The following is a 20303-nucleotide window of genomic DNA, read 5'->3' on the forward strand; positions in this document are numbered from 1 at the left end:
GGCTTTTTTGTAGTTTTATGACATCACAGGCCCAGCATTCTCAGCAGCCAGTGCCGATACGGTGGGTTGAGCAGCCCGACGGGATTGCGGCGTGCCTGGTCGAAGACGCTGCGCTCGTGACTGAAGCGGCGGAACCCCGCCTCGCCGTGATAGGCGCCCATGCCGCTTTCGCCGACCCCGCCGAAGGGCAGCGCCGGGACGGCGTTGTGCCACAAGGTGTCGTTGAACACCACGCCGCCGGAGTGGGTTTCGGTCAGCAGCCGCTGGCGCACTCCGACATCGTCGGTGAAGGCGTAGAGCGCCAAGGGGTGCGGCCGCTCGGTAATGAACGCCAGCGCCGTGTCGAGATCGTCCACCCCGATGATCGGCAGCCAGGGGCCGAATATCTCCTCGCGCATCAGCGTCAGCCCAGCCGTCGGTTCGATCACCAGCGTCGGCGGCAGCTTGACGCTCTCGCGCAGCTCGACCGTCTCGCCCAACGAGACGATGCGGCAGCCGTGATCCCGGGCCTCTTCGAGCATGGCAGTCAGCCGCTGGTGCTGCGAATCGCCGAGGATGGCACTGTAATCGTCGCCGGCGGGTCCGTCAGGGTGGAAACGCTTCACCGCGCGCTCCAACGCGGCTACGAGTGCCCCGAGTTGCGGCTGGTCGACCAGCACGTAGTCGGGGGCGATGCAGGTCTGGCCGGCGTTGAGCCACTTGCCGAAGGCGATGCGCTCGGCCGCCTTGTCCAGGTCGGCGTCGGCGCACACCACCACCGGCGTCTTGCCGCCCAGCTCCAGGGTGACGGGCGTCAGATTGGCGGCAGCGCTGCGTGCCACTTGGCGTCCGGTGGCAGCGCTGCCGGTGAACAGCAGGTGATCGAAGGGGAGCGCTGCGAAGGCGCGAGCGGTTGCCGCATCACCGTTGATCACGCTGAGTTCGTCGGCGGCGAAATAGCGCTCGGCGAGAGTCGCCATCAGTTGGCCGGTGGTGGGGGTGTGTTCGCTGGGCTTGATCATCACGCGGTTGCCGGCGGCCAGAGCGTCTACCGCGGGCAGCAGTGCCAGGTTCCAGGGATAGTTGCCGGGAGCGATGATGCCCACCACCCCGAGCGGCTGGCGGTGTACCCGGGCGCGGGCCGGCTGCAGACGCCAGGGTACGCTCACCCGGCGCGGTCTCATCCAGCGTTTGAGATGCCGGCGAGCATGAGCCGCCGCCTGGTGCAGCGTAGCGACCTCGGCCAGCCGCGTTTCGGCTTCGGCGCGATAGCCGAAGTCCTGGCGGATCGCCTGGGCGATCTCCTCGCGGTGGCGGTGAGTCATCTCCGCCAGGCGGTTCAGGCGGTCGCGGCGTGTGGCCAGCGTGGGGTACGGTTCGCTGCGGAAAGCCAGGCGCTGTGCCGCGAAGCGCGCCTCGGGATGGCGGGCATCGGCCATTCACGTCTCCCTGTGTGACGGTGATGGTAGGAGTGGGGTGAGTCTGGGCACAATGTAGGCCGTTTGTCGGTCGCTTGTCAGCTGCACACCGTTGCGCAGGAGAGCCCATGTCCGAACTGGTCCTCAAGGAATTGCCCGCCATCGAGGCGGTGCCGGCGGCGGCGTGGAATGCCCTGGTCGACGACGACCACCCTTTCCTGCGTCACGAGTTCCTGCACGCTCTGGAGGCGAGCGGGGCGGTGAGCGCAGCCACCGGCTGGGTGCCGCGGCATCTGACGCTGTGGCGGGGCGACGCCTTGGTCGGCGCGATGCCTCACTACCACAAGCATCACTCCTTTGGCGAGTACGTCTTCGACTGGGCCTGGGCCGATGCCTGGGAGCGTGCCGGTGGCCGCTATTATCCCAAGGGGCTCACCGCCATTCCCTTCAGTCCGGTGCCCGGGCCGCGCTTGTCCCTGGCGCCGGGCGTCGACTCCCGTGCTGCCCGCGAAAGGCTGGCCACCGCCTGGGAGGAGGGCGAGCTCTCCAGCTGGCATCTGCTGTTCGCCGAGGATGCCGACGTCGACGCCTGGCTCGCCGTCCGCCCCGAACTGCTGGTGCGTCATGGGGTGCAGTTCCAGTGGCGCGATGCCGGTTTCGGCGACTTCGAGGGCTTCCTGGGGAGCATGACCTCGAAGCGGCGCAAGGCGATTCGCCGCGAACGGCGGCGGGTCGCCGAGCAGGGCCTCGACCTGCATCGCCTGACGGGGGAGGCGATCGACGCGTCAGCGCTCGAACACTTCTATCGCTGCTATGCAATCACTTACCTGGAGCGTGGGCGCCACGGCTATCTCAATCTCGACTTCTTTCGCCGCTTGCACGCTGCCATGCCCGACTCGCTGGTGCTCGTCCAGGCGCGCCTCGACGGTCGGCCGGTGGCCGCGGCACTCTGCCTGCAGGGCGAGCGGACTCTCTATGGTCGCTACTGGGGGAGCGAAGTCGTGGCCGACTGCCTGCACTTCGAGGCGTGCTACTACCAGGGTATCGAGCACTGTCTCGAGCGCGGACTGACCGCCTTCGACCCCGGCACCCAGGGTGAGCACAAGGTGACGCGCGGTTTCGCGCCGAGGCGGCTGCGTTCGCTGCATCACATCGGCGATCCCGCGTTTCGCGATGCAGTGGCGCGCTTCTGTGCCGAGGAGCGTGCCCACCTCGATGCCTACTGCCGGGTCGCCGAGCGGGCGCTGCCATTCAAGGCGTGAGCGAGGCTCGTGAAGCTGGCATAATGAGGGCCGTTTCACCTGCCGAGGAAGGCTCGATGCTCAAGTGGTTGGCCATAGCGCTCACGCTGCTGCTCGCCGTGCTGCAGTACCGCCTGTGGTTGGGCGATGGTGGGCTTCGCGAGCTGAGTCAGATCCGTGAGCGCGTCGAGACCTTGGACGCCGAAAACGAGCCGTTGCGCGCTCGCAACGCGCGGCTCGCCGCCGAAGTCGTCGATCTCAAGACCGGCCTGGATGCCATCGAGGAGCGGGCGCGTAGCGACATCGGCATGGTCCGCCGCGACGAGCGTTTCTACTGGGTGCCGGGAGTGGCCGTACAGACCGATGCCCTGGAGCGGCATGCCGCGGCGCTGGTGGAAGAGGCATCGGAGGCGGCCGATGAATGAGCGCCTCTGGCTGGTGGTGCCGGCGGCAGGGCGGGGACGCCGCATGGGCGCCGAGCGCCCCAAGCAGTACCTCGAGCTGGCCGGTCGACCGCTGATGGTGCATACCCTGGCGCGTTTGCACGCGGCCTTTCCCGGCGCGCGGCTGGCGCTCTGCCTGGACGCTGCCGACAGCGACTTCGACGCGGCCTGGGTGCCCTTCGCTGACTGGCGGCGGGTCGACGGCGGGGCGGAGCGGGCCGATTCCGTGGCCAATGCCCTGGCCTCCATCGGTGCCGAAGCACGTCTGGACGACCTGGTGCTGGTGCACGACGTGGCCCGCCCCTGCGTGAGCGTGGCGGATCTGCACCGACTGCATGCCTGCCTCGTCGATGAGCCGGTGGGCGGGCTGCTGGCCGCGCCGGTGGCCGATACCATGAAGCGCGATGACGGCGCCGGCCGGGTTGCCGCCACGGAATCGCGCAGCGGCCTGTGGCATGCGCTGACGCCCCAGGGTTTCCGCTACGGCCTGTTGCGACGCGCCCTTGCCGCGGCCCGCGAGCGGGGCATGACGGTGACCGACGAGGCGTCGGCCATCGAAGCGCTGGGCTTGTCGCCTCGCCTGGTGTCCGGGCGGCGCGACAATCTCAAGATCACACACCCCGAGGACTTGGCGCTGGCCGAACGGATTCTCGCCGCCCAGTGGAGCGAGGCGCCGACCGCCGGGGAACCGACTGCCAAGGAGACGCCCTGAGATGCTGCGCATCGGCCACGGCTTCGACGTCCATCGCTTCGGCGACGGCGACCATCTGATGATCGGTGGCGTCGCGGTTCCTTTCGCCCACGGCTTCGTTGCCCACTCCGACGGTGACGTGCTGCTGCATGCCGTTTGCGATGCGCTGCTCGGCGCCTGTGCGCTGGGTGACATTGGCCGCCACTTTCCCGATACCGATCCGGCGTGGGCCGGGGCCGACAGCCGCGTGCTGCTGCGCCGGGTGGTGGCGTTGGTCCGCGAGGCGGGCTACCGGGTGGGCAACCTCGATGCCACCGTCATCGCCCAGGCGCCCAAGCTCGCTGCGTACATCGTCGCCATGCAGGAGTGCCTCGCTGACGACCTCGGCGTTGGGCAAGAGGCTGTCAACGTCAAGGCCACCACCAGCGAACGGCTGGGGTTCACCGGCCGCGGCGAAGGCATCGCCGCCGAGGCGGTGGTGCTGCTGGAGTCGCGCATCGTCGAGGCGGCGGAGGGGCGCCGGTGAGCGAGTCGCCACCCGGATCGCTGTGCGAGGGAGCGCCGTGGCCTCCCGTCTGGCCGCGTGCGCTGGACGCCGAGTTCGGCTCGCCGCCAGCCGGCGAGTACCGCGCCAGCCCCGAGGACTTCGTGGTCGAGGAGTGTCTCGACTTCGCTCCGGAAGGAGAGGGCGAGCACCTCTGGCTGTGGGTCGAGACACCGCGTCTCGCCACCCTCGACATGGTGCGCGAACTGGCACGCGTCTGCGACGTGCCGGCCCGCGCCATTGGTTATTCCGGCATGAAGGACCGCTTTGCGGTGACCCGCCAATGGCTTTCGGTTCACTTGCCGGGCCGGGACGCGCCGGAGGGGCTTGCCGAGGCGTTGGCCGCACGCGGCATTCGTGTCTTGTCCCAGGCGCGGCATCCGCGCAAACTCAAACGCGGCGTGCATCGGGCCAATCGCTTCAGCCTGGCCGTGTCCGGACCAGCCGTCGACGATCCGCAGTTGGCCGTGCGCTGGGAACGGCTGTGTGCCTGCGGCGTGCCCAATGCCTTCGGCCCCCAGCGGTTCGGCGCCGGCGGGCGCAACCTGTTGCGGGCAGCAGCCCTGCTGACTCGCGGTTGGCGCAAGCGCGACGACCGCCATGGCATGATGCTTTCCACGGCGCGCAGCTTTCTGTTCAACGAGCTGCTGGCGATCCGGCAAGGTGAGGGCAACTGGCATCGGCTGGTGCCGGGAGACGTGGCGGTACTCGACGGCACCGCGAGCCAGTTCGCCGTGGACGTGCCCGATGCCGACCTTGCGGAGCGGACGGAGCGCCTCGATCTGCATCCCGGCGGCGTGTTGTGGGGCAGTGGCGAGAGTCTCGCCGCGGCGTCGGCCGGGGAGTACGAAGCGTGGCTGACGGCACGTCACCCGACCCTGTGCGCCGGGCTCGAGCGGGCAGGCGTGCGCCTGTCACGCCGTCCGCTTCGCGTGCGGCTTGGCGAGCCGGCGCTGGCCCGCGACGGCGAGCGGCTGCGTCTCGACTTTCGCCTGCCGCGGGGCAGTTTTGCCACGGCCGTGCTGCGCGAGCTGATCGACCACCCGAGCCTGACGTTCGAGATGCCCGAGAAGGGCCAGTGAGGAGACCCATGCGCCGACTGCTGCTTTCCAACGACGATGGCGTGCACGCCCCCGGCCTGCGCGCGCTCTACGATGCCCTGATGCCCCATGCGCGGCTGCGCGTGGTGGCGCCCGACCGCGACCGCAGCGGGGCCAGCAATTCCTTGACGCTGTCGCGGCCGCTGTCGCTCACTGCCCTGGAGAGCGGTTTCTACTGCGTGGACGGCACGCCGGCGGATTGCGTCTATCTGGGGGTCAACGGCGTGTGGGACGAAAGACCCGACCTGGTCATCTCCGGCATCAACCATGGCAGCAACCTGGGTGACGACGTGCTCTACTCGGGCACCGTGGCCGCGGCCATGGAGGGGCGCAACCTGGGCATGTCGGCGATCGCCATGTCTCTGGCCGGCGAGCGCCACTTCGATACGGCGGGGCGCGTCGCCGCCAGCCTGGTGGGCATCGCCGATCAGCTGTCGTTGCCGCCGCGCAGCCTGCTCAACGTCAACGTGCCGGACCTGCCGTGGGACGAGCTGCGCGGGGTGCGGGTCACCCGCCTCGGCTATCGTGGCCCGGCCGAGCGGCCCATGGAGGTGCGCGATCCACGAGGCCGGTTGCGCTACTGGATCGCTGCGGCCGGCGAGAACGCCGACGACGGGCCGGATACCGATTTCGCCGCCGTGGAGTCCGGCTACGTTTCCATCACGCCGCTGCAGCTCGACCTGACGCGGCATTCCGCGCTCGATGACGTACGGGATTGGTTGAATGCACTCACCTGAAGGCCTCGCCGAACGCCTGCGTGGGGTCGGCATGACCTCGCAGCGCACGCGCAACCGCATGGTCGAGCGGCTGGCGAAGCAGGGGATCGCCGATCCGCGGGTACTGGAAACCCTGGCGCGGGAGCCGCGGCACCTGTTCCTCGACGAAGCACTCGCCCACCGTGCCTACGAAGACACGTCGCTGCCCATCGGCCACGGTCAGACGCTGTCGCAGCCGTGGATCGTGGCCCGCATGACCGAGCTCGTCCTGCGCGAGGCGCCCTGTCGAGTGTTGGAGATCGGCACCGGTTCGGGCTACCAGACGTTGATTCTGGCACGCTTGGTGCCGGAACTCTGGTCCGTGGAGCGAATCAATGCCCTGCATCACCGCGCTGCAGCGCGTCTGCGTCTGCTCGAGGCGCGCAACGTCCAACTGCGACTCTCCGACGGAGGGCATGGCTGGCAGGATGCAGCACCGTTCGACGTCGTCCTGCTCACTGCCTGCGCCAGCGAGATACCGGAGCCGCTGCTCGCCCAGCTCGATGAAGACGCGGGTGTGATGATCCTGCCGCTGGCCGACGCCAAGGGGGCCCAGTGGTTGACCCGGGTGCGGCGCAGTGGCGAGGCGTTCGAAGTCCAGCGGCTCGAGAGGGTCCGTTTCGTGCCGCTGCTGCAAGGAGTGATTCGTTGAACCGTCAAGTCAGTGTGTTTCTCAAGGGGGCCGGGATGGGCGCCGCGGATGCCGTGCCCGGGGTTTCCGGCGGCACCATCGCCTTCGTGACCGGCATCTACGAGGAACTGATCGAGACCGTCAAGCAGTTCGGCCCGGCCGCATTCGGGGCCTGGCGGCGGGGCGGGTTAGCCGGCCTGGCCACGCACCTCAACCTGGCCTTTGCGCTGCCACTGCTGGCCGGAATCGCTGTCAGCCTGATCAGCGTGGCCCACCTGGTGGGCTGGCTGCTCGAAGATCACCCGCTGCTGCTCAACGGCTTCTTCTTCGGCCTGGTGGCGGCGTCGGCACTGGTGGTGAGCCGTCATCCGGCCGACTGGAAGCTCTGGCACCTGCTGCCGCTCATCGCCGGGCTCGTACTGGCCCACTGGTTGCCGTCGCTGATGCCCTGGGTCACCCAGTTGGGCAACCCGTCGCTGGTGCTGGTGGTAGGGGGCACCATCGCCATCAGCGCCCTGCTGCTGCCGGGCGTCTCGGGAAGTTTCCTGCTGCTGACCATGGGCCTCTACGGTACCGTGATGCAGGGCATTCGCGGTTTTGATCTGGAATTGCTCGGTCTGTTTGCCGTGGGCTGTGCGATCGGCCTGTTCGGCTTCTCGCGATTGCTATCGTGGCTGCTGCAGCGTCATCACACGGCCACCCTGCAACTGCTGGTGGGCTTCATCGTCGGCTCGTTGCCGGTGCTGTGGCCCTGGCGCGAGCTGGTGCGCTATCAGCTCGGCCCCCAAGGGCAGATGATTCCGCTCGACTACCGCTATCTGACCCCCGGCGACTATGCCGTATTGACCGGCGAATCCGGCTTGCTGTGGCCGGTGCTGGCCACCATGCTGGTGGGCGCTGCACTGGTGCTCCTGCTCAGCCACTGGCAAGGAGCGGGGCCGGCCAGCCCCCGACTCGCGCCCGGTACTTCGCGACTGCCTGACAAGGAGGATGGCTCCCATGCGTAAGCTGCTTCTCGTTTCCGCCATTGCCCTGGCGATGAGCGGCTGTGCCGCCCAGCAGGAATCGACCTCGCCCCAGGTTCGTGACCTTTCCGCCAGCCGCGAGCGTTCGCCGGAAAGCCACTACACCGTGGAAGCCGGCGACACCCTCTACGGTATTGCCTGGCGCCACGACATGGACTATCGCGACCTGGCCAGGCTCAACCAGATCGGGCCGCCCTACCGTATCCAGCCGGGCCAACGGCTGCGATTGCAGCCGGGAGCGCAGCCGTCGTCGGGTAGCGACACGGCAACGCAGGTTGAGGGGGGGGCCGTAGCCTCCGCTACGGCCCTGGGCGGCGGCGAGGCCGAAACTGACAATCCCGACTGGCTGCTGCCCGATGAAGAGGCCATTGCCCGCAGCCGTCGCACGATCGATAGGTCTGGGGATGACGCCTCTGCACAGGAGGCGTCGGTGGATGGTCAGGCGGCCGAGCCGGCCGTGGCGGCCGAGGATTCGGCAGAATCCATGTCCGATACGCAAGCGGAGCGCGAGCCACAGGAGTCGAGCGCGGATGACGAAGCGTCTGCTGTGCAAGAGGCCGAGCTGGCCGAAGCCGAGGCGAGTTCCGAGGAAGACGAGCGCCGCACGGAGGAGGGTGAAGCATCCCAAGCGGATGCCGGTACCGAGGTGGCAGGCTCTCCGGAACGCTCGTCGGGCGCGGCCAGCCGCACCTATACGCCGGTCGAAGAGGTACCCTGGCAGTGGCCCGTGGAGGGTGAGGTCATCGGTCGCTATGGCGAGGGCGACAGCATCACGGCCGGCATTGATATCGCCGGACAAAAGGGGCAATCTGTCAAGGCAGCCGGCCCGGGCATCGTGGTCTATGCCGGTAGCGGAGTTCGCGGGTACGGCAACCTGGTGCTCATCAAGCACAACGATCAGTATCTGAGCGCCTATGCCCACAATGACTCGCTCCAGGTGTCGGAAAACGACGTCGTCGATGCTGGCGATGCGATTGCCACCATGGGTGACAGCGACGCCGAGAGCGTCAGGCTGCATTTCGAGGTACGCAAGGATGGCCAGCCTCAGGACCCGTTGGAGTACTTGCCTTCCCGGTAGTCCGGCCGTGTTCCCGAGGCCTTACTTGTCGATGCGGATCATATAACAACAATAGTGGGTGCCGGCAGGATTTGCGATCGCGACGGCACCTCTTTGGTGCAACCACGGGGTAGCAACGATGAGCATGCTGGAACGGGACCTTCAGGACATGGACCTCGACGAGGCGGCGGAGACCGATGAGCTCGCCGCTACCGAGGATGACGAGAGCGGCGCCGACGAGCAGGCGTTCGAGAAGGCGCTCAGCCGGGAGGATCGGCAGTATCACCACAGCCTGGACGCCACCCAGATATACCTCAACGAAATCGGCTTCTCGCCGCTGCTGACGCCCGAGGAGGAGGTCTACTACGGGCGCCTTGCCCAGCAGGGCGATCCGGCCGGGCGTTCACGGATGATCGAGTCCAACCTGCGTCTGGTGGTCAAGATCGCCCGCCGTTACCTCAACCGTGGCTTGACGCTGCTCGACCTGATCGAAGAGGGCAACCTGGGTCTGATACGCGCCGTGGAGAAGTTCGACCCCGAGCGCGGCTTTCGTTTCTCGACCTACGCCACCTGGTGGATTCGCCAGACCATCGAGCGGGCGCTGATGAATCAGACGCGCACCATCCGTCTGCCCATTCACGTGGTCAAGGAACTCAACATCTATCTGCGCGCGGCCCGTGAGCTCACCCAGAAGCTCGATCACGAGGCCACTGCCGAGGAGATCGCCGACTACCTCGACAAGCCGGTGGAGACGGTCAAGAAGATGATGGGGCTCAACGAGCGGGTGTCGTCGGTGGACTATCCCATGGGCGGCGAAAGCGACAAGCCGCTGATCGAGACGCTGGCCGACGACAACGACCTGGGGCCCGAGTCTTCGCTGGTCGACGTCGACGTGCGCCAGCACGTCGACGACTGGCTGGCCGAGCTGACCGAGAAGCAGATGGAAGTGGTGGTGCGCCGCTTCGGCCTGCGCGGCCACGAGGCCGCGACGCTCGAGGAGGTCGGCGATGAGATCGGCCTGACCCGCGAGCGCGTGCGTCAGATTCAGGTCGAAGCCCTCAAGAAGCTGCGCCGCGTGCTGGAAAAACAGGGACTGTCGATGGACTCCATCTTCGAATGAGCCGACCGCTAGTTGCCGAGATCGACCTCGACGCCCTGCGTCACAACTACCGCCATGCCCGAGCCCAGGCACCGAACAGCCGTGCCCTGGCAGTGATCAAGGCCGATGCCTACGGCCACGGCAGCGTGGCCTGCGCCCGGGCGCTGGAAGCGTTGCCGGCTGCCGAGCGCCCCCCGGCCTTTGCCGTGGCCTGTCTCGAGGAGGCGCAAGCCCTGCGTGAGGGCGGCGTCCATTCCCCCATTCTGCTGCTGGAAGGCATCTTCGAAGCCGCCGAACTCGAGGCCGTCGAGGCGCTCTCGCTGTGGATGGCGGTGCACAGCGAGTGGCAGCTCGAGGCGCTACTCGCCTATCGTCCGGCGCGCCCCATTCCGGTATGGCTCAAGGTGGATTCTGGCATGCATCGTCTGGGTTTCCCCATCGAGGCGGTGCCGCAGGTATGGGCGCGTCTTGCGGCAGTGCCCGAGCAGGCGACCGACCTGCACCTGATGAGCCACTTCGCCACGGCCGACGCTGCGGACCCCGGCGAGTGTCGGCGTCAGCTGGTGCGCATGCGGGCGCTTGCCGAGGAACTGGCCGCTCCCCTGTGCCTGGCCAATTCACCCGCCACTCTGGCGTGGCCCGAGGCCCACGGCGCCTGGGTGCGCCCTGGGGTGATGCTCTACGGCAGCGACCCGCTGGAAGTGTCCAATGCCGCCAGTCGCGCACTTCAGCCGGTCATGACGCTGCGTTCGCGGATCATCGCCGTGCGCGAGATCGCGCCGGGCGAGGCGGTGGGTTACGGACGGCGCTGGCTGGCCGCGCGGCCCTCACGCATCGCCACCGTCGCGTGCGGTTACGGCGACGGTTACGACCGGCATGCCGTCGACGGCACGCCGACCCTGGTGGCCGGCCGGCATGCCCCCCTGGCCGGCAAGGTCTCCATGGACATGCTGACCGTGGACATCACCGACGTTCCCGAGGCCGGCGTCAACAGCGAGGTGGTGCTGTGGGGACGTGCGGCGAACGGCGCGGTGCTTTCCATCGACGAGGTGGCCCACCATTGCGACACCATCAGCTATACGCTGCTCACCGGGGTGCTGCCGAGGGTGCCGAGACGCTATCATGGCGGCTTTGACTGACGGATCTCTCACCGCATGCAGCAGCGCAAGTCTCGCAACGGCTACCCTCGCTCCTTCGCCCATCCCCGTTACTGGCCTACCTGGCTGGCCATCGGGGCCATGCATGTCGCCGCCTGGCTGCCATGGCCGCTCAAGCTGTGGCTGGGCAAGGCGATTGGGCTGGCTGCCTGGCGCTTCGCCAAGCGTCGCCGCTACATCACCGAGACCAACATCCGGCTGTGCTTCCCCGAGCGTGACGAGCGGCAGCAGGCACGGCTGGTCCGCGACACCTTCATCGCCAACGGCATCGGCATCCTGGAGACGGCGACCGCCTGGTGCCGCGACCCCGAGCACCTGCGGCATCGCGTGACCTTCAAGGGCCAGGAGCATATGGAGCGGGCCTTGGCCCAGGGCAAGGGTGCTCTGATCGTCGGCGTGCACTTCTCGACCCTGGACATCGGCGGTGCCTTGCACGCCTTGTTCTTTCGAACCGACGCCGTCTATCGCCCCCACGACAACCCGCTGTTCGATCGTTTCATGACCCGTGCGCGGGCGCGCCTCTATGAGACGAACATCGACCGGCACGATCTGCGAGGGCTGGTGCGGTGCCTCAAGGCGGGGCATGCCGTGTGGTATTCGCCCGACCAGGATTTCGGGCGCGATGCCAGCGTCTTCGCGCCTTTCTTCGGCATCGATGCCGCCACCGTCAGGCTCACCGCCAAGATCGCGCGCATCACCGGCGCCCCGGTGATGCCGCTGATGTACCACCGCAATCCCGATGACCGCACCTATACCCTAGAATACCTGCCTCCGCTGGAAGACTTCCCCAGCGATGATGAAGTCGCCGATGCCGCGCGGGTCAACGCCTTCATCGAACAGGCCATCCGCAGGCACCCCGAGCAATACCTGTGGCTGCACCGGCGCTTCAAGACCCGGCCCAGGGGCGAGCCCGGCTTTTATTGACGCGAAGCGTCGATACAGGCCGGGAGCTCGAAGCTGGAAGAGCGGCGCTCCGCGCCTGGAAGACCCCGGCGTTGCCGGGAGCTGTAAGCTTTAAGCCGTAAGCCATAAGAAAACCCCACGACCGCGAGGTTCGTGGGGTTTTTACTTACCGCTTAAAGCTGATGGCTTACAGCTGGTGCGCAGCGCCTTAGGCGTCGATGCGCTTATACTTCATGCGATGCGGGGTGTCGTCGCCCACGCGCTTCTTGTGGTCCGCCTCGTACTCGGTGTAGTTGCCCTCGAAGAACTCCACGTGGGAGTCGCCCTCGAACGCCAGGATGTGAGTAGCGATGCGGTCGAGGAACCAGCGGTCGTGGGAGATCACCAGGGCGCAGCCGGGAAAGGCCAGCAGGGCCTCCTCGAGGGCGCGCAGGGTCTCGATGTCCAGATCGTTGGAGGGCTCATCGAGCAGCAGCACGTTGGCGCCCTGCTTCAGGGTCTGGGCCAGCTGCAGGCGACCCCGCTCGCCACCGGAAAGCTCCGAAAGACGCTTCTGCTGGTCGTTGCCCTTGAAGTTGAAGCGGCCCACGTAGGCCCGTGAGGAGACCTCGTAGCCGTTGATGTTGAGGACGTCCTGACCGTCGGAGACCGCCTCCCAGACCGTCTGCTTATTGTCCATAGCGTCGCGCAGCTGCTCCACATAGGCGATGTCGACGGTCTCGCCGACCACCACCTCGCCGGCATCGGGCTGCTCCTTCCCGGTGATCAGCTTGAACAGCGTCGACTTGCCGGCGCCGTTGCCACCGACGATGCCGACGATGGCACCCTTGGGCACACTGAACGAGAGGTTCTCGTAGAGCAGCTTGTCATCGAAGGCCTTGGCCACGTCGTGGAACTCGATGACCTTGTCGCCCAGGCGCGGACCGGGCGGAATGTAGATCTCGTTGGTCTCGTTGCGCTTCTGGAAGTCGCCGGACTGCATCTCCTCGAAGCGGTTGAGGCGCGCCTTGCTCTTGGCCTGGCGGCCCTTGGCGTTGGATCGCACCCACTCCAGCTCGTGCTTGATGGCCTTGTTCTTCGAGGCTTCCTGCTTGGCTTCTTGCTCCAGACGCTTCTCCTTGGCCTCCAGCCAGCCCGAGTAGTTGCCCTCGAAGGGGATGCCCTGGCCGCGGTCGAGCTCGAGGATCCAGCCGGCCACGTTGTCGAGGAAGTAGCGGTCGTGGGTGATCGCGACCACGGTACCGCTATAGTCGTGCAGGAACCGCTCCAGCCACGCCACGGATTCCGCATCCAGGTGGTTGGTGGGCTCGTCGAGCAGCAGCATGTCGGGATTGGAGAGCAGCAGGCGGCACAGTGCCACGCGGCGGCGCTCGCCACCGGAGAGGTGACCGACGCTGGCCTCCCAGGGCGGCAGGCGCAGGGCTTCGGCGGCCACTTCCAGCTTGCGATCCAGATTGTGAGCGTCGGAGGCCTCGATGATGTTCTCCAGGCGCGCCTGCTCACTGGCCAGGGCGTCGAAGTCGGCGTCCGGTTCGGCATAGGCGGCGTAAACGGCGTCGAGCTTCGCCTGGGCCTCCTTGATCTCGCCCAGCGCCTCTTCCACGGTCTCGCGGACGTTCTTGGCGTCGTCGAGCTCCGGTTCCTGGGGCAGGTAGCCGACGTTGATGCCCGGCATGGGGCGCGCCTCGCCTTCGAACTCGGTGTCGACGCCGGCCATGATGCGCAGCAGGGTCGACTTGCCCGCGCCATTGAGGCCCAGCACGCCGATCTTGGCCCCGGGAAAGAAGGAGAGCGAAATGTCCTTGAGAATCTGTTTCTTGGGGGGCACGATCTTGCCCACCCGGTTCATGGTGTAGACGTATTGCGCCATGGGAACCCGTCGGTTGGAGGATTGTCAGTGGCCACGATGATAGTGGCCACTGGTGGGAAAGGCCAGCGCTGTGCCGGGCCTGGCTAGCCTCCTGGCCAGCGTTCCGCGCTATTCCTCTTCGTCGATGGCCCAGTCGTCCTCGATGGCGCGGCGCAGTCGACGCTCTTCCAGCAGGGCCTCGACTCGGCGGCGAGCACGCAGGCTGTCGGCGCGGCTCGTCGGGCGCGGGCGTTCGTAGTCGTCGTCGTTGACGGCTTCGAGGAGGTCGTCGTCGAGGGATTCGTTGACAAGGGACTCACGGCGCATGCGAATTCTCCCATGGCCTTGCCGAACGGGCGCATCCGGCAATTCTCACATTCGCTTCGTGTCCGCGTCGACGGATCGGAAGCACCATGGGTGTCGTGAAAGACACCTGACGGCTATATAAAGCCGCTCAGGCGAAAGCGCAATAGCCGGCGGTGGAATTTTTACGCTACCGGTGTTGCCGTCCGCACGGCGAGACTCCGGTAACGGCAGGGAGCGCGAGGGGCGTTATCAGGCGATGCCGTGCTCTCGCTTGAGCCGCTCCAGTTCCTGCTGGGCTTCGACGCGTTCGGTGACGTCTTTCTGCACGCCGATGAAGTAGGTGAGGTTGTCCTGCTCGTCGAAGACGGGCGTGATCGACAGCTCGTTGTAGAACAGCGTGCCGTCCTTGCGATAGTTGCGCAGCACTTCGCGGCACGGGAGTCCTTCGGCGAGTGCCTTGCGGATGGCGTCGAGTCCCGGCTGATCGCGATCTCCATTCTGCAGGAAACGGCAGTCGCGATAGAGGATTTCGTCGGTGCTGTATCCGGTCAACCGCTCGAAGCCCTGATTGACGTAGATGAGAATGTTCTCATCGCCTTCCTGTTCGGCGACCACGATGCCGTCTTCCGAGGCATCGACGATGCGCTCGAGCAGTTCCGGGCTGATCAGAGAGGGGCGTTTCATACGGTCTTCCTGTCGCGGCTGCGTGGTATCAGTGCTATATCATGGCCAGCTGGCGCGCCATTGACAATGATTGCCGCCGATTGTCGCGTTCGGCGCCGCCGACGAGCGGCACTCACCGGCAGCGCTCGGCCGGGTGTCGGTGTCGGCCGGCACGAGGCGACCCGACGCGTTGCTGGCTGGTAGGATGAGGCCATCATCGTTGCGACAGGAACCGCCCCGTGTCACGCATTCGGATCCATTACTGCACCCAGTGCCAATGGCTGCTGCGCAGCGCCTGGCTGGCCCAGGAGCTGCTGTCCACCTTCGGCGAAGATCTCGACGGCGTTGAGCTGGTGCCCGCTCATGGTGGGTATTTCGAGATTTTCTACGACGACCACTCGCTCTGGGAGCGCAAGCGGGACGGCGGTTTCCCCGACAGCAAGACGCTCAAGCAGGCGGTGCGCGACCGCCTCGACCCGGGCCGCGACCTGGGGCATGTGGATCGCGTCGACCGGGATGCTCGGACATGACCCAAGATGGCCGGGCGATGCTGTATGGGCTCGGCGCGGTGGGGCTGTGGTCCACGGTGGCCACGGCCTTCAAGGTGGCGCTGGGACACATGTCGCCGCTGGAATTGATGTGGCTCGCTTCGTTGGTGTCCTGGGCGCTGATGGGGGCGCTGGTGATACGCCAGGGGCTGGCGGGCGCGGCCTTCCGGCGGGGCTGGTGCACCGCCGCCTGGGCCGGCCTTCTCAATCCGGTGGCTTACTATCTGGTGTTGTTCGGCGCCTACGATCGTCTGCCGGGCCAGGAGGCGATGGCGCTCAACTATACCTGGGCGCTGACCATGGCCTTTCTTGCCGTGCCGATCCTGGGCCAGCGTCTCACCCGTCTCGACGTGGTGGCGGGCGTGATTGCCTATTCCGGGGTGTGGGTCATCGCCACCCGGGGGGCAGTGTGGGACGTGGCGTTCGCCGACTCGCTGGGCGTCGGCATGGCCCTCGCCTCGACCTTGATATGGGCGCTCTATTGGCTGCTCAACGCCCGCGATCATCGTCCGCCGCTGGTGGCCCAATGGCAGAACTTCAGCGTCGGCGTGCCGGTGCTCAGCGTGCTGCTGCTGGCGGGGCCGGGGTTAGAGTGGCATGGCTGGGCGGGGCTCGGCGCGGGCGTCTACGTGGGGCTGTTCGAGATGGGCATCGCCTTCGTGCTGTGGCAGTTGGCGGTCCATCAGGTGTCGCGCACCGCCAAGGTTTCCAACCTGATCTTCCTGTCGCCGCCGGTGTCGCTGCTGCTGCTGTTTCTCGTCGTCGGCGAACCGATACTGCCCTCGACGCTCATCGGCCTGGCGCTGATCCTCGGCGGGCTGGCACTGCAACAGTGGCAGAAGAGTCCGGCGCCGGCGGTTCAGTCCTGACCGGCCTCGGCCAATTCGGCACCGTTGGCTTCCAGCAGCGGCGCCAGTTTGGGCCACACGTTGTCGAGGATGATCGGCTGGGCTTCTTCGGTGGGGTGGATGCCGTCGGACTGCATTAGGTTCTCTTCCAGCGCCACCCCGTCGAGCAGGAAGGGCAGCAGAACCAGGTCATGGTCGTCGGCGAGGCGGCGGTAGACACCGGTGAAGGCATCGCGGTAGGCCTGGCCATAGTTGGGCGGGATGTCGATGCCCAGCAGCAACACCTCGGCGCCGGCTTGCCGACTCGCCTCGATCATTGTTGTCATGTTGGCCTCGAACTGGCCGGGTGGCAGGCCGCGCAAGCCGTCATTGCCGCCCAGTTCGAGCAGAACGATGTCCGGCTCGTGCTGTCCCAGCAAATCGGGTAGCCGGTTCGCACCGCCACTCGAGGTTTCGCCGCTGATGCTGGCGTTGACCACTTCGGCCTTCTCTCCCAGGCGCTGCTGCAGCAGACTGACCCAACCCAGCTCGGCTTCGATGCCGTAGGCCGCACTCAGGCTGTCGCCCATGACCAGGAGCACGGGGCGCTCGTCGGCGACGCTCGGCGTGACGACCAGCCAGAGCGAGAGGACGAGCCATCCCAGCCGCTGGCCACTGTGTGCCGCACGGCCCAGGAACGTTCGAACCCAACCACCAGGGAAGCCAGTTACCATGTCCCACTCCTCGACTCGTGATACCGCTGCGGATGCTGTGCCGATTCTACACGCCGAAGGGCTGACCAAGGAGGTCGACAGCGGCGAGCGTCAGCTCACCATTCTGAGTGACCTGGACCTCACCGTGTTCCCCGGCGAGAGTGTGGCGATTCTCGGGCAGAGCGGTGCCGGCAAGTCGACACTGCTGGGGCTGCTGGCCGGGCTGGATTCGCCCTCGCGCGGCAGGCTGGCGATGTTCGGACACGCTCTGGATCAGCTCGATGAAGACGGCCGCGCCGCCCTGCGCGCCGGCCGCGTTGGCTTCGTGTTCCAGAACTTCCAATTGTTGCCCACGCTCACCGCGCTGGAGAACGTGCTGCTGCCGCTGGAGCTCACCGATGTCGGCGATCCTCAGGCTCGTGCGCGGGACTGGCTGGGTCGGGTGGGCCTTGCCGAGCGGCTCGACCACCTGCCCAAGCAGCTCTCCGGCGGTGAGCAGCAGCGTGTGGCCCTGGCGCGTGCCTTCGTTACCGGTGCCGAGCTGGTGTTCGCCGACGAACCCACCGGCAATCTCGACCCGACGACCGGTGCGCGCGTCATCGACCTGCTGTTCGCCCTCAATCGCGAGGCGGGCACGACCCTGGTATTGGTGACCCACGATCACGCCCTGGCGCGGCGCTGCGGGCGTTGCCTGCGCTTGAGCGATGGCCGCCTGAGCGCGATGGCCCGCGAGGAGGTCGAGGCATGAAAGCGCTGGCCCTTTCCGCCCGCGGCCTGCGTCGCGACTTGCGTGCCAGCGACGTACGGGCGCTATTCGTGGCCCTGGCGCTAGCCGTGGCTGCTTCGACCATGATCGGCTTTTTTCTCGACCGTCTCGACCGTGGCCTGACCCGCCAGGCCGGCCAGCTGTTGGGCGGCGACCTGGTGCTGGAGCAGTCGCGACCCTTCGCCGAGGACTTGCGCCGCGCTCTCGAGGAGGCCGGACTCACGCTCTCCGATCAGGTCGACATGGTCTCGATGGTCTCTTACGAAGGGGCCTTCCAGCCGGCGAGTCTCAAGGTGGTGGATTCCGTCTACCCGCACTATGGCGAGGCGCGCGTCGACCGCGGGAACGGGGTCGAGCGCATCGCCAGTGGTCCGCAGCCCGGTGAGGTGTGGATCGCGCCGCGCTTGGCGCTGCTGCTCGAGGTCGAGCTGGGCGAGAGTGTGCGGGTTGGCGAGACAGAACTCACCGTCGGTGGCCTGATCGAGCGCGAGCCGGATCAGTCGGCGGGTTTCGGCAACTTCAACCCACGCCTGATGATGCATCGTGACGACATGGAGGCCACCGGCCTGGTGCAGGAGGGTTCGCGGGTCGAGTTCGAACTGCTCGCCGCCGGACCGGTCGAAGCGGTGGACAGCGTGGCGCCGCTGCTGGAGCGGCTGCGCCGCGACGGGGTGGAGGTGCGCGATGTGCGGCGCGACCGCCCCGGACTGGGCAACGCCCTGGAGCGCGCCGAGAAGTATCTGAGTCTCGCCGGCCTGGCGGCGGTGCTGCTGGCTGGCGTGGCGGTGGCCATGGCCACCCGGCGCTACGTGGACCGCCACCTGGATACCGCCGCACTGCTGCGCTGCTTCGGTGCCTCCCAGCGACAGCTGGCACAGCTCTTCGCCTGGCAGCTGCTGTGGTTGGCGCTGGCGGCGTCGGTGCTCGGGGCAGCGCTGGGGCTGGCCGGGCAGGCGGCGTTGCTGGCGCTGCTCACCGCCTTTTTGCCGTTGGAGCTGCCGCCCCCCGGGGTGCTGCCCCTGGCGCTCGGTGTATTCACCGCCGGGGCGGTGCTGGTCGGCTTCGCCGGGCCCACGCTGCTGCGCTTGAAACGTGTCAGTGCGCTCAAGGTGTTGCGCCGCGAACTCGATCCGTTGCCCGCGTCGGCGTGGCTGGTGGTGGCGGTGGCCAGCCTGGTGTTCGGCGGTTTGCTGTGGCTCTACTCCGGCGACCCGGTGCTCGCGGCAGTGCTGCTGGTCGGCGGGCTGGCCATGCTCGGCGCGCTGTGGGGCATCGGCGCTGCGTTGCTCGGTCTGGTGCTGCGTTTCACCGCCCGTCTGCCCCAGGGCAGCGGCAGCGATACCCGACGTGCGCTGCGTCTGGGGGGACGTCAACTGGCCCGGCGGCGCAGCGCCAGTCTCGGCCAACTGCTCGCCTTCGCTGTCACCTTCTTCGCCATGGCCATGATCGCCCTGGTGCGCGGCGATCTGCTCACCACTTGGCAGGCACAGCTCCCCGCGGACACTCCCAACCACTTTGCCATCAACATCCAGCCGGACGAGCGCGATGCCTTCGTCGAGACGCTGGAGCCTGCCGCCGACGACCGTACGGCACTCTATCCCATGGTGCGCGGACGCATCACCGCCATCAACGGCCAGCCGCCCCAGGCGGCGGTGCCCCCCGAGTCGCGTGGCGACAACGCCCTGCGCCGTGAGCTCAACCTCACCTGGCAGGAAACCCTGCCGGAGGGCAACCGCCTGGTGGCGGGGGAGTGGTTCGACGCCCTGGAAGACGACCGCGCGCAGGCAGGCTGGCTGAGCGCGGTCGATGCCCAGCCCCTGACCGAGCGCGTGCCGATCTCCATGGAAGATGGCTTGGCCGGGCGCTTCGGGCTCACCCTCGGCGACACTCTCACCTTCACCATCGGCAGCCAGGAGATCGTCGGTGAGGTGGCCAGCCTGCGCGACCTCGACTGGGACAGCTTCCGGCCGAACTTCTACGTGATCTTCCCGCCTGGCGTGCTGGAGCGCTTCGGTCACAGCTACATCACCGCCTTTCATCTGGATGGCGGCGACAGCGATACCGTCCGCCAACTGGCACGGCAGTTTCCGGGCGTATCACTGCTCAACGTGGATGCCATTCTCGCCCAGGTGCGCGACCTGCTCACTCAGGTCACCCGCGCCGTGGAACTGGTGCTCGGCTTCGTACTGCTGGCCGGTGTAAGCGTACTCTACGCCGCGCTCACCGCGAGCCGTCCGGTACGTACCCATGAAAGCGGTCTGTTGCGCGTATTCGGTGCCGGCAACCGGCTGATCTCGCGCGTGCAGGGTGCCGAGTTTGCCATTCTCGGCCTGGCCAGCGGCGTGATGGGGGCCTTGCTGGCCGAACTGGCCACGGCGGGGCTCTATGTCGCCTGGCTCGATCTCGCTCCGCGGTCGCATCCATGGCTGTGGCTGACGTTGCCACTGGGAGGGGCGCTGCTCATCGGCGCCATCGGTCACGCTCTCTCCCGCGGCTTGCGCCGCCAGGCCCCGGCGGCCAGCCTTGCTCTACTGGGGGAGGCGTGACCCCTGCAAACGAAGGGGGCATTGCCCGATAGGGCGGCTAGA

At 67.3% G+C, this 20303-nt stretch carries 21 protein-coding genes; 16 read left to right on the forward strand and 5 right to left on the reverse strand.

Annotated features, from left to right (window positions below; all coding sequences use genetic code 11):
* Positions 1 to 23: 23 nt before the first annotated feature.
* Entirely contained in the window at positions 24 to 1418 is a 1395-nt protein-coding gene (locus GFD32_RS14885; RefSeq protein WP_163577388.1) for a coniferyl aldehyde dehydrogenase, read from the reverse strand.
* A gap of 107 nt (positions 1419 to 1525) precedes the next feature.
* Between GFD32_RS14885 and GFD32_RS14890 the strand changes: the two genes are divergently transcribed.
* The 12 genes from GFD32_RS14890 (at position 1526) to lpxL (ending at position 12064) form a co-directional block, all read left to right on the forward strand.
* Positions 1526 to 2659: a GNAT family N-acetyltransferase gene (locus GFD32_RS14890; RefSeq protein WP_163577389.1), complete on the forward strand. Its 1134-nt coding sequence runs from the start codon at positions 1526 to 1528 to the stop codon at positions 2657 to 2659.
* Between the two features lie 56 nt (positions 2660 to 2715).
* Positions 2716 to 3063: a cell division protein FtsB gene (ftsB, locus tag GFD32_RS14895; protein ID WP_163577390.1), complete on the forward strand. Its 348-nt coding sequence runs from the start codon at positions 2716 to 2718 to the stop codon at positions 3061 to 3063.
* Complete coding sequence (gene ispD, locus GFD32_RS14900) at positions 3056 to 3793, forward strand: 2-C-methyl-D-erythritol 4-phosphate cytidylyltransferase (RefSeq protein ID WP_163577391.1); 738 nt, start codon at positions 3056 to 3058, stop codon at positions 3791 to 3793. Before ftsB ends, ispD begins: the two co-directional genes overlap by 8 nt.
* Before the next feature lies 1 nt (position 3794).
* Positions 3795 to 4298 (forward strand): 2-C-methyl-D-erythritol 2,4-cyclodiphosphate synthase, encoded by a 504-nt coding sequence (ispF, locus tag GFD32_RS14905; protein WP_205599150.1) that lies wholly within the window; start codon positions 3795 to 3797, stop codon positions 4296 to 4298.
* Positions 4295 to 5398: a tRNA pseudouridine(13) synthase TruD gene (gene truD, locus GFD32_RS14910; protein WP_240455673.1), complete on the forward strand. Its 1104-nt coding sequence runs from the start codon at positions 4295 to 4297 to the stop codon at positions 5396 to 5398. The genes ispF and truD overlap by 4 nt, the downstream gene beginning before the upstream one ends.
* An 8-nt stretch (positions 5399 to 5406) precedes the next feature.
* Positions 5407 to 6153 carry a 5'/3'-nucleotidase SurE gene (surE, locus tag GFD32_RS14915; RefSeq protein WP_163577392.1) on the forward strand — a complete coding sequence of 249 codons (747 nt, stop codon included), beginning with the start codon at positions 5407 to 5409 and terminating at the stop codon, positions 6151 to 6153.
* Positions 6140 to 6823, forward strand: coding sequence for a protein-L-isoaspartate(D-aspartate) O-methyltransferase (locus GFD32_RS14920; RefSeq protein ID WP_163577393.1), 684 nt, complete (start codon positions 6140 to 6142; stop codon positions 6821 to 6823). Before surE ends, GFD32_RS14920 begins: the two co-directional genes overlap by 14 nt.
* Before the next feature lie 35 nt (positions 6824 to 6858).
* Positions 6859 to 7809 (forward strand): DUF368 domain-containing protein, encoded by a 951-nt coding sequence (locus tag GFD32_RS14925; protein ID WP_407081083.1) that lies wholly within the window; start codon positions 6859 to 6861, stop codon positions 7807 to 7809.
* Complete coding sequence (locus GFD32_RS14930) at positions 7802 to 8905, forward strand: peptidoglycan DD-metalloendopeptidase family protein (RefSeq protein WP_163577395.1); 1104 nt, start codon at positions 7802 to 7804, stop codon at positions 8903 to 8905. The genes GFD32_RS14925 and GFD32_RS14930 overlap by 8 nt, the downstream gene beginning before the upstream one ends.
* Positions 8906 to 9023: 118 nt before the next feature.
* The gene (gene rpoS / locus GFD32_RS14935) at positions 9024 to 10004 is read left to right on the forward strand and encodes an RNA polymerase sigma factor RpoS (RefSeq protein WP_163577396.1); all 981 of its coding nucleotides are present in this window, start codon (positions 9024 to 9026) and stop codon (positions 10002 to 10004) included.
* Entirely contained in the window at positions 10001 to 11122 is a 1122-nt protein-coding gene (alr, locus tag GFD32_RS14940; protein ID WP_163577397.1) for an alanine racemase, read from the forward strand. The genes rpoS and alr overlap by 4 nt, the downstream gene beginning before the upstream one ends.
* A gap of 15 nt (positions 11123 to 11137) precedes the next feature.
* Positions 11138 to 12064 (forward strand): LpxL/LpxP family Kdo(2)-lipid IV(A) lauroyl/palmitoleoyl acyltransferase, encoded by a 927-nt coding sequence (lpxL, locus tag GFD32_RS14945; protein WP_163577398.1) that lies wholly within the window; start codon positions 11138 to 11140, stop codon positions 12062 to 12064.
* Positions 12065 to 12251: 187 nt separating this feature from the next.
* On the opposite strand, the gene ettA is transcribed toward lpxL, so the two are convergent.
* The 3 genes from ettA to GFD32_RS14960 form a co-directional block, all read right to left on the reverse strand.
* Positions 12252 to 13913: an energy-dependent translational throttle protein EttA gene (gene ettA, locus GFD32_RS14950; protein WP_163577399.1), complete on the reverse strand. Its 1662-nt coding sequence runs from the start codon at positions 13911 to 13913 to the stop codon at positions 12252 to 12254.
* Positions 13914 to 14021: 108 nt separating this feature from the next.
* Positions 14022 to 14219, reverse strand: a complete 198-nt coding sequence (locus GFD32_RS14955) for a PA3496 family putative envelope integrity protein (RefSeq protein WP_163577400.1) — start codon at positions 14217 to 14219, stop codon at positions 14022 to 14024.
* Positions 14220 to 14447: 228 nt separating this feature from the next.
* A complete protein-coding gene (locus GFD32_RS14960) occupies positions 14448 to 14882 on the reverse strand; it encodes a PAS domain-containing protein (RefSeq protein ID WP_163577401.1) in 435 nt (144 codons plus the stop codon).
* Between the two features lie 218 nt (positions 14883 to 15100).
* Here GFD32_RS14960 and GFD32_RS14965 point away from each other — a divergent pair, with 218 nt between their 5' ends.
* Together GFD32_RS14965 and GFD32_RS14970 are read left to right on the forward strand one after the other, a co-directional pair.
* The gene (locus GFD32_RS14965) at positions 15101 to 15391 is read left to right on the forward strand and encodes a SelT/SelW/SelH family protein (protein WP_163577402.1); all 291 of its coding nucleotides are present in this window, start codon (positions 15101 to 15103) and stop codon (positions 15389 to 15391) included.
* Positions 15388 to 16278: a DMT family transporter gene (locus GFD32_RS14970; protein ID WP_163577403.1), complete on the forward strand. Its 891-nt coding sequence runs from the start codon at positions 15388 to 15390 to the stop codon at positions 16276 to 16278. The genes GFD32_RS14965 and GFD32_RS14970 overlap by 4 nt, the downstream gene beginning before the upstream one ends.
* On the opposite strand, the gene GFD32_RS14975 is transcribed toward GFD32_RS14970, so the two are convergent.
* Positions 16269 to 16970 carry an arylesterase gene (locus GFD32_RS14975; protein ID WP_163577404.1) on the reverse strand — a complete coding sequence of 234 codons (702 nt, stop codon included), beginning with the start codon at positions 16968 to 16970 and terminating at the stop codon, positions 16269 to 16271. The two genes, GFD32_RS14970 and GFD32_RS14975, sit on opposite strands and share 10 nt — an antisense overlap.
* Here GFD32_RS14975 and GFD32_RS14980 point away from each other — a divergent pair.
* Together GFD32_RS14980 and GFD32_RS14985 are read left to right on the forward strand one after the other, a co-directional pair.
* Positions 16969 to 17697, forward strand: coding sequence for an ABC transporter ATP-binding protein (locus tag GFD32_RS14980; protein ID WP_163577405.1), 729 nt, complete (start codon positions 16969 to 16971; stop codon positions 17695 to 17697). The genes GFD32_RS14975 and GFD32_RS14980 overlap by 2 nt on opposite strands.
* Positions 17694 to 20261 (forward strand): ABC transporter permease, encoded by a 2568-nt coding sequence (locus GFD32_RS14985; protein ID WP_163577406.1) that lies wholly within the window; start codon positions 17694 to 17696, stop codon positions 20259 to 20261. Before GFD32_RS14980 ends, GFD32_RS14985 begins: the two co-directional genes overlap by 4 nt.
* Positions 20262 to 20303: the final 42 nt, after the last annotated feature.

The sequence above is a fragment of the Halomonas faecis genome (genome assembly GCF_010993975.1).
Lineage (GTDB): Bacteria > Pseudomonadota > Gammaproteobacteria > Pseudomonadales > Halomonadaceae > Halomonas > Halomonas faecis.

Coding starts and splice junctions, on each gene's coding strand:
- GFD32_RS14885 (WP_163577388.1), bottom strand. CDS start 1,418: ATGGCCGATGCCCGCCATCCCGAGGCGCGCTTCGCGGCACAGCGCCTG.
- GFD32_RS14890 (WP_163577389.1), top strand. CDS start 1,526: ATGTCCGAACTGGTCCTCAAGGAATTGCCCGCCATCGAGGCGGTGCCG.
- ftsB (WP_163577390.1), top strand. CDS start 2,716: ATGCTCAAGTGGTTGGCCATAGCGCTCACGCTGCTGCTCGCCGTGCTG.
- ispD (WP_163577391.1), top strand. CDS start 3,056: ATGAATGAGCGCCTCTGGCTGGTGGTGCCGGCGGCAGGGCGGGGACGC.
- ispF (WP_205599150.1), top strand. CDS start 3,795: ATGCTGCGCATCGGCCACGGCTTCGACGTCCATCGCTTCGGCGACGGC.
- surE (WP_163577392.1), top strand. CDS start 5,407: ATGCGCCGACTGCTGCTTTCCAACGACGATGGCGTGCACGCCCCCGGC.
- GFD32_RS14920 (WP_163577393.1), top strand. CDS start 6,140: ATGCACTCACCTGAAGGCCTCGCCGAACGCCTGCGTGGGGTCGGCATG.
- GFD32_RS14925 (WP_407081083.1), top strand. CDS start 6,859: ATGGGCGCCGCGGATGCCGTGCCCGGGGTTTCCGGCGGCACCATCGCC.
- GFD32_RS14930 (WP_163577395.1), top strand. CDS start 7,802: ATGCGTAAGCTGCTTCTCGTTTCCGCCATTGCCCTGGCGATGAGCGGC.
- rpoS (WP_163577396.1), top strand. CDS start 9,024: ATGAGCATGCTGGAACGGGACCTTCAGGACATGGACCTCGACGAGGCG.
- alr (WP_163577397.1), top strand. CDS start 10,001: ATGAGCCGACCGCTAGTTGCCGAGATCGACCTCGACGCCCTGCGTCAC.
- lpxL (WP_163577398.1), top strand. CDS start 11,138: ATGCAGCAGCGCAAGTCTCGCAACGGCTACCCTCGCTCCTTCGCCCAT.
- ettA (WP_163577399.1), bottom strand. CDS start 13,913: ATGGCGCAATACGTCTACACCATGAACCGGGTGGGCAAGATCGTGCCC.
- GFD32_RS14955 (WP_163577400.1), bottom strand. CDS start 14,219: ATGCGCCGTGAGTCCCTTGTCAACGAATCCCTCGACGACGACCTCCTC.
- GFD32_RS14960 (WP_163577401.1), bottom strand. CDS start 14,882: ATGAAACGCCCCTCTCTGATCAGCCCGGAACTGCTCGAGCGCATCGTC.
- GFD32_RS14970 (WP_163577403.1), top strand. CDS start 15,388: ATGACCCAAGATGGCCGGGCGATGCTGTATGGGCTCGGCGCGGTGGGG.
- GFD32_RS14980 (WP_163577405.1), top strand. CDS start 16,969: ATGTCCCACTCCTCGACTCGTGATACCGCTGCGGATGCTGTGCCGATT.
- GFD32_RS14975 (WP_163577404.1), bottom strand. CDS start 16,970: ATGGTAACTGGCTTCCCTGGTGGTTGGGTTCGAACGTTCCTGGGCCGT.
- GFD32_RS14985 (WP_163577406.1), top strand. CDS start 17,694: ATGAAAGCGCTGGCCCTTTCCGCCCGCGGCCTGCGTCGCGACTTGCGT.